This window comes from Arcobacter lacus, from assembly GCF_003063295.1.
In the GTDB taxonomy this organism is placed as follows: domain Bacteria; phylum Campylobacterota; class Campylobacteria; order Campylobacterales; family Arcobacteraceae; genus Aliarcobacter; species Aliarcobacter lacus.
Genome location: NZ_MUXF01000005.1, coordinates 65,676 through 80,341, shown reverse-complemented (window position 1 = coordinate 80,341; position 14,666 = coordinate 65,676). Strand labels below are relative to the sequence as shown.

Sequence of the window (14,666 nt, the reverse complement as noted above, 5' to 3'; positions counted from 1 at the left end):
AAAGATTAGAAAATCTTCTTTTTTTAAAAATCGTCAAAGTCAATAGAACCTTTAGAATAATTTACAACATTCCCTTCAAAGAAATTCGTTCTTTGGTCATTAAATGAAGCATAACCATCAACCCATGGAATTGGATGTTTTACTCCATATTCTGGTTTATATCCAACAGCTTCAAGTCTTCTATCAGCAAGATATTCAATATATTGTCTAATAATTCCATCTGTAAATCCTAGAATTTGTCCTTGAGTGATATATGCTCCCCAAGAAGCCTCTAAATCAACAGCTTTTTTAAACATAGCTCTTACAGTTTGTTCTACTTCATCTGTAAATAAATCAGGTCTTTCTTTTCTTACACTATTTATCATATTTTGAAATAATAAAAGGTGTGTTACTTCATCTCTTTGAATAAATCTAATCATTTGAGAACTTCCAAGCATCTTTCCTGATTTTCCAAGAGCATAAATAGCTGCAAATCCAGCATAAAAATATAAACCTTCTAAAATCTGATTTGCAAAAAGTGCTAAAAGAATTTTTCTATCATCAATTTCACCTGAAAGATTTTTATAAACTTCAGCAATATATGTATTTTTTTCTCTTAATTTTGCATCATTTTTCCACATATCATAAATCAAATCTGTGTTATCAGAAATTGATTCAACCATAACTGCGTAAGATTTACTATGATTTGCTTCTTCGTAAGATTGTCTTGCTAAACAAGCATTTATTTCAGGAGCAGTAATATAAGGATTTATATTATCCATTAGATTATTTGTTTGTAAAGAATCCATAAAGATAAGTTGAGATAAAACTAAATCATACATTCTTTTTTCAGCAGGTGTTAAAAACTTATAATCTTTTGCATCACCTGTCATTTGAACTTCTCTTGGAAACCAAGTATTTGCCTCCATTGTATCCCAAAGATTTAAAGCCCATTGATATTTCATTCTAGTGAAATTGATCATTCCATCACTATTTCCACCAAAAACTCTTCTATCGTTTAAGCTCTCTTTAGAATCAGGGTTATAATTAGTTTTTCTTTCCATTTAAAGTCCTTTATATTTTTTTAAGCAGGCAATTATTGGCAGCCTGCACACTCCATACTTCTATCTTCTACATCATTTTTTGCTTCTGGACTTTGGCTTCTTAAATAGTAAGTCGATTTAAGTCCTAATTTCCAAGCTAATGTATAAATTTCATGTAAATATTTTCCACTTGCTTTATCTAAACTCATAAAAATATTTGTTGATTGCCCTTGGTCAATCCATTTTTGTCTAATTGCTGCTGCTTTGATAACTTGTAATTGGTCAATTTCAAAAGCAGGTGTATAATAAGCCCATGTTTCTGGACTTAATTTTGGAACAACAACTGGAATTAATCCTGATAAGTTCTCTTCAAACCATTTTCTTTTATAAACAGGTTCTATTGCTTGTGTAGTTCCTACAAGAATAGAAATAGAAGAAGTAGGAGCAATAGCCATTAAGTAACCATTTCTCATACCGTCTTTTTTAACTTTTTCTCTTAAACTATCCCAATCATAACTTGTATCAAATAAATCTTTATCTACAAGTGCATTAACAGCTTGAGGAGCTAAATCATGAGGCATAATACCTTTACTCCATTTTGAACCTTCAAATGTAGGATATACACCTTTTTCACTTGCTAAATCTGAACTTGATTTAATTGTATTATATGAAATTGCTTCCATAATTTGATCAACTTTTTTGAAGTGTTCAGTTGAACCCCAAGCTAATTGATATTGAGCTAACATCTCTGCTTCACCCATAACACCTAAACCAATACTTCTTGATTTTAAGTTTGTTGCTTTTACTTTTCTAAGTGGATAGAAGTTTAAATCTATTACATTATCAAGCATTCTTATTGCAGTTGGAACAACTCTTTCTATGTCTTCTTTTGTATTTATTTTTGATAGATTTATAGAAGCTAAATTACAAACTGCTGTATCTCCATCAATTTTCTCTTTTTCAACAATAAATACTCTTTTACCATTTACACTATCAAGTGCAGAAACTTTATTTGCTTTTTTAGTAACTCCACCATCAACAACTACTAAATCTGTCTCTTCATAAGTAGAAACTGTACCATCTTCAAACTCTAATTTGATTTTATAGTGGTTTGGATTTGTATTTTGGAAAATCTCTGTACAAAGGTTTGAACTTCTAATATGTCCTACATGAGAGTTTGGATTTGTTCTGTTTGCTGTATCTTTCCAACATAAGAATGGACTTCCAACTTCAAAATATGAAGTTAAGATTTTTTTCCATAAATCTTTTGCTTTCATTCTATCTTTTGTGATAGATTCATCATTTTCATAAGCTATATATTTTGCTTTGAACTCATCACCAAATGTTTCACTTAAATCTCTTACTTCATAAGGGTCAAATAAAGTCCAATAAGAGTCTTCCATTACTCTTTCCATAAATAAATCAGAAATCCAAAGAGCAGGGAATAAGTCATGTGCTCTTCTTCTTTCTTCTCCAGAGTTTTTCTTTAAATCAACAAAATCAACTATATCCATATGCCAAGGCTCAAGATAAACAGCAATTGCTCCTTTTCTTGTACCTAATTGGTCAACTGCAATAGCTAAATCATTTGTAATTTTTAAAAATGGTACAGTTCCACCAGCAGCACTTTTGTGGTCATCAATAACTCCACCTAAACTTCTGATTTGGTTCCAATCCCAACCAATTCCACCACCATATTTAGATAGAAGTGCCATCTCTTTGTAACCATCAAAAATACCTTCGATATTATCAGGACTTGAACCAATGTAACAAGAACTTAATTGATGTCTATTTGTTCTAGCATTTGATAAAGTTGGAGTTGCTAACATAACTTCAAATTTAGAAATTACATCATAAAACTCTTTTGCTTTTGATTGTTTATCTTTTTCATTTTGAGCTAAAAACATAGCTATTGCCATAAACATTTGTTGTGGTAACTCTATTGGTTCAGCTTTTCTATTTTTTATTAAATATCTATCATATAAAGTTTTTATTCCTAAATAGTTAAATAAAAGGTCTCTTGAAGGGTCAATATATGCATTTAGTTCATCTAAATCGTAACCATCTGCAATACTTGGTATTAATCTTCCAGCTTCAATTCCATATTTTATATAATCTTTAAAATGACAATATGCTTCACCTTTTACACCATGAGTTGCAATTCCTACTCTATGATATAAATCAAATAAAAATAGACGTGCTGCAACAAAAGTCCAATTTGGTACATCAATATCGATTTTTTCAACTGCAGTTTTAATTAATGCATCTTGAATATCTTTAGAGTGCATACCATCAATAAATTTTATATGTGCATCAAGTTCTAGTTCACTTTGACTAACACCTTCTAAACCTTTTGTTGCTTCCATAGACATTTTTTGAATTTTTGTAATGTCTAAAAGTTCTTTACGACCATTTCTTTTTTGAATCATAATTGACATTGGTTACCCTTTATTTAAAAACTCTTTTGAATATTGCATCAACATTTTTTGTATAATAATCAAAGTTAAAACACTCTCTAATTTGCTCTTCACTTAAAGATGCTCTTAACTCTTCATCACCTAATAGATATTGAAGATATAAAGATTCACCTTTTTCATTTGTAGTTGATTTTCCTTGTTGAATCTCTTCCCAAACTTTCATAGCATTTCTTTGAACAATTCTATAAGCATCTTCTCTACTAACACCAGCAAGTGGTAACTCTAGTAAAACTCTTTGAGAGAATACTAATCCACCAGTTAAGTTAAGATTTTTCATCATATTTTCTGGCATAACTGTTAAGTTTGCAATTACACTATTCATTCTATGTAACATAAAATCTGTTGTTATAAATGCATCTGGCAACCAAAATCTTTCAGTTGAAGAGTGAGAAATATCTCTTTCATGCCAAAGTGCAACATTTTCCATAGCTGGAATTGCATAAGCTCTAATCATTCTTGCAAGTCCAGTTATATTTTCAGTTAAAATTGGATTTCTTTTATGAGGCATAGCCGAACTTCCTTTTTGCCCTTTTGCAAAATACTCTTCAGCTTCATAAACTTCTGTTCTTTGTAAATGTCTTACTTGAACTGCAAATTTTTCAACAGAAGATGCTAAAAGTGCTAAAGCAGTTGCAAGTCTAGCATATCTATCTCTGTGAATTACTTGATTTGAACAAGGTTCTGGTTTTAAACCAAGCTCTGCCATTGCATACTCTTCAAGTTCAAGTGGTGCATGAGCAAAGTTACCCATAGCTCCTGAAATTTGTCCAACAGCAATAACATCCATAGTATCTTCAAGATTTTTAAGATGTCGTGCCACTTCATCATACCAAACAGCTAAAGTTAAACCAAAAGTAATAGGTTCACCATGGATACCATGACTTCTTCCTACCATAAGTGTATATTTGTGTTCTTTTGCTCTTTTTTCAATAGATTCCATTAACATTTTTACATCATCAATGATAATTTTTAAAGAATCTCTCATTTGAAGTGCAACACCTGTGTCAACAGCATCTGAAGATGTCATACCATAATGGAACCATCTTGATTCTTCACCCAATGATTCAGATACGCTTGTATTAAATGCAATTAAATCATGTTTTGTAATAGCCTCGATTTCTTCGATTCTTTCAACTGAAAAAGTTGCATTCTTTACAATTTTTTCACAATCAGAATCAGGAATTAATCCTAGTTTATTCCAAGCTTTAACTGCTGCTTTTTCTACTTCAAGCCAAGCTGCATATCTTGCTTCTTGAGTCCACTTTGAACTCATCTCTTTTCTAGCATATCTCTCAACCATAAAAAATCCCTTATAATCATATTTGTATAAATTTTATTATAAAATTGTTGTTATTTTGAATTTGAACTATATCTAATCAGAACAAAATATAAGATAAAAATAGGAAATAAATTTTGGCATTCACACTTAGAAAATATGATGCAATAAAAGGCAAAAAAATACAACTTTTTTTAATACAAAACCTTAAGATTGAGCCTAAAATAGGGCAAAGGCTGACTTCAAAAGGAAGAATCTTTGATGAAAATATGAATCAAATAAATGCAGGCGATGAAATCCCAACAGAGCACATTTTTATAGCTGTTTTTGAGGGTCAAACAAAAGGTTTAAAACCACTTTTAGAATTTGAAAATTTTGCTATTTTTGATAAACCAACTCATCTTATGGTTCATCCAATTTCAAAAAATACTTCTTATTCTTTACTTGATGAGATTAGATACCACTTTGGTGAAAATGCAAACCTAATTCATAGGATAGATGCAGAAACTTCTGGTCTTGTAATTGTTGGAAAAAATAAAAAAAGTGAAATAGAATTAAAAGATATGTTTCAAGAAAAAAAATATCATAAATCATATTTAGCTATTGTTCAAGGAGAAATAAAAGAAGAAATAAAAATAGATAAAGCTCTAGATAGAGAGGGAAAAGCTATTGGAGTAAGAATGAAAGTCTGTACAAAAGAAGAGGGTGGAAAAGAATCAGTAACTATAATAAAACCAATAATTTATGATAAAGAAAAAAATCTAACTTTAGTAGAAGCTCTTCCTCTAACAGGAAGACAACATCAAATAAGAGTTCATCTTCACTCTATAGGACATACAATTTTAGGTGATCCAATTTATGGAGTAGATGATGAAAATGCAGAAAATTATCTAAATAAAACTTTAAGTAAAGAGGATAGATTTAAAGTCACAAAATCACATAGATTATGGCTTCATGCAAATTATTTAGAATTTGAATATAAAGGTATTATTTACAAAATATATTCTAAAAATAAAGATTTATATAAAGAATTTTTCTAAAATAAAAAAAGGCAAGGAAAAAATCCTTACCTTTAAAAACAATACTTCAAGATGAAATTAGTTTGTAATTCCATCTGAAATTGGTTGTTCTACTTTAACCGTAACAGTATTATCTCCTGTATTTGACCAAACTTCAAATGTTTTATCACCTATAGTTTGTGTTATTTCAGATTTTTGCCAACCATCATTTTTCGCAAAAGAAACACCATCTTTATCATCTCCAAGAATTGTAAGATTGATATTTCCATCTCCATCTTTTTCACCTATATCTAATACATCTTGAAGTGTAAGATTTAAAAGTTCATTTTTACCTTCTGCACCTAAATCAATTGTATTTATATCTTTTATATCTCCATTTTCAATTTTAGAGAAATCTATATTTACTTCTTTTCCTAAAGTAAATTTACCATTATCAATATCAGATGAATCAATTCTTAAATCAAATGTGCTTTCTACTTCTGTTGATGTACTTGAACTTCCAACTGGATTTCCATTTTCATCAGTTGCTGTATCAACTGTGCTTGCTGTAACTTTTACAGTTGCTTCTTTATCATGTAATAACTGAATATTATTTATATCATCAACGTTTATTCCATTGATTGTCCATTCTCCATTTTCATAAAGAGCATCTACTGATTTTGCTGTTCCATCTTCAGCTAAAATTCTAAATTGTGCATTTTGACTTAAACCATCAAATTTTAGAGTTAAAGTTTCACTTCCATCAACATCTTTCATATTCGCATTTAAATTTAAATCTGTCCATTCAAATGCTTTTGCGTAACTACCATCATCTTGAATACCTGAAAGAGTAGGGTCAATAGTAACACCATCCGCTATTGGTGTTACATTAACTGTTGCCTCTTTTGTAATTTTTTGTAAATCTAATCCTTCTTCTTTGATATAGAAATCCATATTAAATTTAAATTCACCACTATAATTCTCTGGTGCTTTGATTTGAATTCCATCAGGAAGGTTTCCATTAACAACAGGAACTAACCATTTACCATCTCCTGTGTTTACAGCCATTTTTGTATTTCCATTTGCATCTTTATAGTAAACTATAAAATCTTTTGGTATATCATTAAAAATTACATTTATTAAATTTTCAGAATTATCTGTAATAAACTGAGTATCTTCAATTTTAACATCAATGATAGTATCTTCAACAGAATTTGCTGTTATTTTTATATCATCTGGATTTGCATCTAAAACTGGTTTTACATTTACAGTTGCACTTCCACTTGCATTTTCTACATTTGTTTCATAATTATCATGTGCTTCTGTTTCTTGATGTTTAATTGAAGCTGTAATAGTTACATTACCATGTCTTTGTTCACCTGATTTATACTCTAATCCTTCAATTTTATCACCAAATTTATATCCAGTTGGAACTTCTATCTCATATTGTCCATTTGTATTTGGTGTTAATACTTGACCATTGTAAAGCAATTCACCTGTTGCTGTTTCTCCTGATTCGAAGTTTTCAGAAACTGTAATAACAATAGTTTCTCCAACTATATCTGTTCTAGATTCATTATCACCCGTACTTGATAAAGTAATTCCAAACTCAAAGCTTCCACTTTCATCTATTTCATTTACTGCATCAACAGTAACCGTCATTTTATCTGTTACCGGTAAAATTGTAGAATCATTTTCTACTTCACTTGTAGAAATTACAGTTTGACCTACTTTTGTTTCAATTGTTGCAGTAATTGTCATAGATTTTGTACTATTATCATAATCATTTAAATTTGCTGGTGGAGTTATTTTGATACTAGAGATAATTGATTCTATATCATAAATATCTTGACCATCTAATTTACTTTCTATAACATATTTACCGTCTGCTCCAATAACTGTTCCATTTATAATAGTACCTTCTGGTAAATCTGTAAGCGTAATAGTCCAACTTGTACCTTCAACCTCTCCACCATTAGTTTTTATATCAAATAAATTTGTTAATCTAAACTCTTTATCTTCTGTAACTATAAAATCTTTTGCTACTAAACTAAAGTTTGCAGCTTCTCCTGTTCCACCACCAGTTCCAGGTGCTTTATCGTAATCAATAGTTATAGTTTTACTAGCTTCTTTAGTTTCAGCATTTTTATCTTGAGTTACAGTTGTAATAGTGATTTCTCTATGTGAGAATTTTGCGTCTGAATCTATTTCGAATTTTATATTTTTGATAATTTCATTGATATCTGTTATAGTTTCATCAACTTTTATTGTCCAAACACCATTATTTTGGCTAATTTCTAATGCTTCAGTTGAAGATTCACCACCTACAACTTTTACTCCAGCAGGAACTCCTTCTATTCTAATTTCTACAACTTTTTCAGAACCATCTGTATCAAGACTTGTTGTTTCAACTGGAATTTCAATAGTTGATTTTTTATCTCCAACGATTTTTATATCTGTACCATTTACAGTTATATTACTTCCTGTTACCTCTATTGTTCCAAAATCAATAGTTGGTTGATCTGTTACAGGATTAATAACTAAATTATGAGTTGCATCAAATTCTTTTATTTCAGCTTTACCATCATTTGCTACATCTTTAACTGTATATTTTACATCAAATTCATATTCACCAGAAATATTTTCTTTTCCTTGAGCTGTAATAGTTTTTGCTTGAGCTGGTGTTAACACATAATAACCATCTTTTATTGTAAGTCCAGCATCTTTAATATCTACTCCACCTATAAATAAGGTAAAATCTTTTCCAGTAACATCATCTACACTAATTTTTACTTCTTCTAAAGTTTCATCAGCATCACCATTATTATGAATAAGATTTAAATTTATAGTTACTACTTCATCTTCATTTCCAACTGATTGACCATTAAGTGTTGAATCAATTTCTGGATTTATGTAGATATTTACATCTTGAGTATAATGAACTTTACTGTTTCCTTCTCTTTCTGTTGTCACATAAGTTAACGTAAATGAAGCTTCACCACTAAAATTTGAAGGTGTTGTAATTTTGATTTTATCTAAATCTTTTGCATTAAATGCCCATTCTCCATCACCTGTAGGTAGTGCTCCCTCTACGCTAAATCCATCTGGTAGACCTTTTATTACAATTGAAAGTTCTTCAGAACCATCATTATCATAAGAATCTAATTTAGAAGCATCTTTATAAATAACTTTTAAATCAAATTTATTTCCACTACTATCTAAATCATTTTCACCAACAGTATAAGCATTTTCATTTCCATCATTGTTTAATTCTGTTCCAACAGGAATATCTGCTACACCTTTTACAATAACTTCTATAATTTTAGGAGATGAAATAGTTGAAGTTTCAACAACTTCTTGACCATCAATAATAGCAGTATCTACTGTTTGTGCTGTAACTTCTAAATTATATTCTTCATCACTATTATGAGGAGGAATAAATTTTGGACTTTCATTGTTGTATTCAGGAACAGTTATTGACCAAGTACTTCCTGTTTTTGTAATACTTATAGCATCAGTTTTAGTACCACTTACAAAACCATTTTCATCATACAATCCACCTTTATAGTAGATATATCCACCACTTGGTATTTTGTTTATATTGATAGTAATTGTTTCACTTCCATCTGTATCAGTAGAACTAACTTTTATATCAAGTGAAATTCCTTTTTCTGGTTGATCAACTTTTGAAGCATCACTTCCATTTGAAATATTTCCTTGACTTCTTCCAGCATCTTCATAACCTACAGCTTGACTAACTTTAAGTGTAGCTTCATTTGCAACAGGATACACATTTACTTTAAAATCAACTTCAGCAGTTTTAATGCCATTTGCACCATTTCCATAATCTGTTGTATCTCTTTGTCCAGATTCTACACCATTATCATAAACACTTAAAGTAATCTTTCCTTCGACTGTTCCAGAGTAATTTTCAGGGAATTTCATAGAGAAATCTGGATCTGCATTTTTATTATTTGTATCATTAAATACTATAGTTGCAATACCTTTATCATTTGCAACAGCAGTTTGTCCACCTAAAGTTACAACTGTACCTTCTGGAATACCAGAAATTGTATATGTTCTTTTTTCACTTCCATCTAAATCAGCTTTGTTTCCAGCCGTTTCATCATTTAGTTCTGTTCCACTTGTTTTTGTAAGAAGTGCTTTTAAATCAATAGTAGGATTTCCTTCATCTATATCATTAAATGTGTAAGTTTTTCCACTATCAGATATTGTTCCTGCACTCTCATCATTCCATTTTAAACTAATATCATCAGTTACTGGTTTAATAACTACAGTCATATTTGAATTATTTGATTTTGAATTTACACCAGATAAAGGTTCTCCACTATCATTAACTTCATAACTTCTTGTTGAGATATTAATTACTATATCTGTATCATTATCTTCAGCATGTTGGATTTTTAATCCTTCATATTCCTCTTTTGTAAGATAAACTACTCCAGATTGTCCCAAAGTAATATTTGAATGATGGAAATCTGTGTCTACTATCATTTTTCCTGTTCCATCATCTTTAACAATAACTATTTTAACAGTTTGATTATTATTAGAAATTGTAGCAATATCAGTACCATCAGCTTTTTCTAAAACGGCACCTTTTACAGAAGTTCCATTTGTAAATTTAAGTGTAATATAATCAACTCTTTCACCATGGTCACCTTTTGCAGTGTCATTTTTATCTGTATTATCCTTAATAGTTGGTTGTACTAATCCTAAAGATACAGAATTTTGCCCTTCTTGAGTATTTTTATTATCTTCATGAGTTGTTACATTTTCTACTTTAATAGTTGTACCATCAGCTACTGGTTTAACATGAATATTGATTTGTCCTTGCGCATAATCTCCATCAGTATCACTAACTTTATATTTAAAATTTGGTAAATAACCATTATCAGCTTCATATTTACTATAATCTGCATTTGGTTTAAAAGTTAAAGTCCCATTTCCTTTATTTGTAAGTGTTCCAATAATTTCATCACCATCATAAATATTAACTGTTCCATTTTTAGCAATAGTTTGATATCCATCTTTTCCATTATCTATTTCAATAGATCCATTTTTAAATGATTCATCACTTAAAACAATAGTTAAAGTTCCATCTTCATTTACTGTTTCTGTTCTTGTTCCTGCATCTGGAGTAGAGTCATTTACTGTAACTGTAAAGCCTTGAGTAGGACTTGTTGTAGAAGGTTCTCCATTTTTAGGTGTTGTAGTAATATTAAATTCAAAATTTAAATTTATATTATCATTTGTATTAACATTTTCATAATCTGTATTTGCATTTCCACTGTTTGGATGGTCAATATTTGCATATTGTTTATATGTGTATGTTCCGTCTTTGCTTAAAACAATATCAAAAACTTTTGTACTTCCTGCGTTTGCAGTAATTGTATTTCCATTAACTGTATATGTAATTGCTACTCCATTTGAAGTCAATGGATAATTATTTCCATCAACTGTAACTGTTGGTGCACTCACAAAATTAACACTAAAAGTTCCAACTTCTGTTTCATAATTTGCTGGAATTGTAAATCCTAAACTTTTTGTATCATTTATATTACTATTTTTAGTTGTTGAATTTGTTCCATCATTTTTATTTGTATAGAAGTTATCTTCATCAACATAAGCATTTTGAGGATTTGTTAATGTAATACCATCAAGGATTGTATCTGTTACTTTATTTGCTGTAGAATCAATAGCAACATTTTCAAAAGCACCACTTTGTTCAACTTTTGATATTGTGATTTCATAAATCTCTTTACCTTCAGTCACAAAATCTACTTTTGTAATATTTTCAAAAGTTGTTGAAGATGTTCCACCTTTTATAATAATTGTCTCTTCTTTTGTAACATAATCATCTGAACTACCACCATCTTGTTTAATAGTATAAGTTAATGTTACTGTTACACTTTCTCCAGCTGGAATAGTTACAGCTTTTCCATCTTTATCTACAAGTGTTACAGTATGTGATAATTTTCCACCTTCAACTACAGTTGGATTACCTTCAATTTTTACATATACGGTATCTTCTTTTCCATAACTTCCATTTATTGGATCATCATTTCCTGTTCCAGTATCTGGTTGTTCAACTTTTGATGGATTATCTTTAATCGTTGTAGTAACATTATTTGATGGACTATTTGGAATAGTATTTGGATAACTATCAAATTTTACATTTTCAAATTCACCCGTATTTTGTACATTTGTAATTTTTACATTATAGTTTTCATCAGCTTCTGCATAATAATCATCTTTTGTTTCTACAGTAAATGTTCCTTTCCCTGAAGCATCTATTTTTACAGCTATTTCTTGATTATTCGTTTTATTTGTATCATCTGTTGATGTTGTTCCAATATTTGTATAAGTTACAGTAACTGTCGTTTCTTTTGTTGGAATTACAGTATTACCATCTTTATCAACTAGTTTAACTGTATATGTAACTTCTCCTCCTTCATTTACTGTTGTTTCTCCAGTAATGATTGCATATACTGTATCTTCTGCTCCATAAGTATTTCCATCTGTATCTTCACCACCTGAAACAACTGTTCCATTTATTGTTGGTGCATTATCTTTTATCGTTGAAGTTACAGTATCTTTTGTTGTATCAATAGATGGTGTTTCATATGGTGAATTCTCTAAATCTGTAATTTTTACAGTAAAGTTTTCATCTCCTTCAGCATAATAATCATCTTTTGTTTTTACTTCAAATACCTCTCCTACTTTTGTAGTTAATTTTGTAGTATCATAATCTATGTCAGCTGTTGCATCTTTATCTGAAGTAGTTGATGTAGTTCCATAATTTATTGTAACATCTCCACCTTGAGTAGCTAAAGGTTTTCCATCTTTATCAACTGCAACTGCAATATAATATAATTTTCCACCTTCTGGCGTTTCATTTGTATTATCAATTATTAATTTTCCAGTTGTTGTATCTGTAATATCAGCAATTGTAGTTGTAGCAGATGATACAGCTACAAGTACTATTTTTACATCTTCTACATTTGTTTCTGTATTTGGTGTTGTGTTATCTTTTATTGTTGTTGTTACTGGATCAGTATTTGTAACCACATTTTCATAAATTGCACCTGATGCTGGATGTTCATAAGTTTTATCATTTATTGATACTTTATATTTTTCTCCATCATCTGATAAATAATCATCTAAAGTTTTTATCTCAAATACTTCTCCAACAGTTACAATTTTTGAAGTTTCAGATACATAATCAAGTTCTGCATTATCTTTTGTTCCAGTTGTTTTTGCTGTATCATCAGTTGTTTTTATAGTAACTGTTCCACCTTGAGTATCAACTACATCTGTTGTTTTAAATTCTGTTGTACCTGGTTTAAATGCTAATACCATATATTTTGCATTTGAACCTTCAGCTACATTATTTTCAAATGTATATTTACCATCTTTAATTATTGGATTTCCATCTTCTCCAACTGCTACTATTTTTAAAATTACATTTTCTTGATTACTTTCTACTGTACTATTTTCATTTGGTTTATCAGTTGTATTATCTAAGATTGTAGTATCAACATTTGTTTTATCGCCATTTATATCACCAATATTTACTTTCTCAAATTGTCCTTGATCATCAACATTTGTAATTTCTAAATTAAATTTTTCTCCATTATCTGCTAAATAATCATCAATTGTATCAACATCAAATTTATCTGATGAATTTTCACCAGCTTTAATAGTAATTTTTATTGTATCGTTGTTATTATATTCTGTATCACCATCTTGAGTTGTTTTATTTGTATATTTTATAGTTACCTCTGTATCTTTTGTTACAGTTACAGGATTTCCATCTTTATCTACTAATTTTACAACATATTGAGCTGAATCACCTTCATTTACTGTTGCTGTTCCTTCTATTATTGCAAAAACTGTATCTTCTGCTCCAAAACCATTATCTTCTCCTCCTGGAGTTGTTGGATTTGAATTATCTAATATTGCAGTATCAACATTTGTTTGTCCACCAGTTTGATTTCCTGTTCTCATATCAAATTCTGTAGAATTATTACCTGTGATTTCTAGATTAAATCTTTCACCATTATCTGCTAGATAATCATCTTTCGTTTCTACAGTAAATGTAGATTCACTAGTTCCTGCTTTAACAACAACAGCTATTGTTGTGTTATGTGTGTATTGTGTATCATTGTCATCTGTTTCTATATTTGTATATCTAACATATACTATTGTATCTTGATTAACAATAATTGGATTTCCAGCAGCATCTACAACTTTTACAGTATAAGTTGCAGTATTTCCTTCCCATACTATATTATCTCCATCAATAATTGTAAAAGCAACTGGTAATGGTTGTTCTATTAATTTATTTTCTAAATCAGGAATAATAGTAGTTTGTTCTTCTGTCCAAGAAGCATCTCTTAAATCACTTACAACGTTTGTAGAATCTCCATCTCTAGAGCTAAATCTAGCAGAAACTCTTCCTTCTTCTGTTGGTTCTTCTTGTCCAGCTTGTGTCTCTTGTTGTGTTGGATCACCTGCAGCTGTTTCCATATCATCACTTACATCATCTGCTGTGTTATTCCATGCATTCTGTACATCATTTTTTGCAAAAGTTACTTCTTCATTTCCAAAAGTTACTTCATTTAAAGAAGCGTCTATCAATTGTTGTTGTGCTTGGTTTAAAACTATTACATCATTTTCTGATAATTCCACTTCTGCTTTTGCAGATGGAGAATTTGAGCTATCGCCAAATACGATTTCATTTTCAGATATTATATCTCCAATACTTAGTTCTCTAATATTTCCAGAAGAATCCTTTGCATAAAATACTCCTCCTTCTAAAGTTTTAACTATTCCTACTTGAGACATAAGCTCTCCTTTGTTAATTTATTAG

5 protein-coding genes are annotated in these 14,666 nt (G+C 29.8%); 1 reads left to right on the top strand and 4 read right to left on the bottom strand.

All coding sequences use genetic code 11. The features are described from left to right. Positions 1-23 precede the first annotated feature (23 nt). Genes B0175_RS03785 through purB form a run of 3 tightly spaced genes read right to left on the bottom strand, consistent with a single transcriptional unit; the run spans position 24 to position 4,799 of the window. Positions 24-1,043, bottom strand: coding sequence for a ribonucleotide-diphosphate reductase subunit beta (locus tag B0175_RS03785; protein ID WP_108527351.1), 1,020 nt, complete (start codon positions 1,041-1,043; stop codon positions 24-26). 32 nt (positions 1,044-1,075) lie between these two features. Then, entirely contained in the window at positions 1,076-3,460 is a 2,385-nt protein-coding gene (locus B0175_RS03780) for a ribonucleoside-diphosphate reductase subunit alpha (RefSeq protein WP_108527350.1), read from the bottom strand. A 10-nt stretch (positions 3,461-3,470) separates the two neighbouring features. Then, positions 3,471-4,799, bottom strand: coding sequence for an adenylosuccinate lyase (purB, locus tag B0175_RS03775; protein ID WP_108527349.1), 1,329 nt, complete (start codon positions 4,797-4,799; stop codon positions 3,471-3,473). A 113-nt stretch (positions 4,800-4,912) separates the two neighbouring features. Here purB and B0175_RS03770 point away from each other — a divergent pair, with 113 nt between their 5' ends. Beyond that, positions 4,913-5,815, top strand: a complete 903-nt coding sequence (locus tag B0175_RS03770; RefSeq protein ID WP_108527348.1) for an RluA family pseudouridine synthase — start codon at positions 4,913-4,915, stop codon at positions 5,813-5,815. A gap of 57 nt (positions 5,816-5,872) precedes the next feature. Here B0175_RS03770 and B0175_RS03765 read toward each other — a convergent pair whose 3' ends face one another. Next, positions 5,873-14,641, bottom strand: coding sequence for a hypothetical protein (locus B0175_RS03765; protein ID WP_108527347.1), 8,769 nt, complete (start codon positions 14,639-14,641; stop codon positions 5,873-5,875). Positions 14,642-14,666 lie beyond the last annotated feature (25 nt).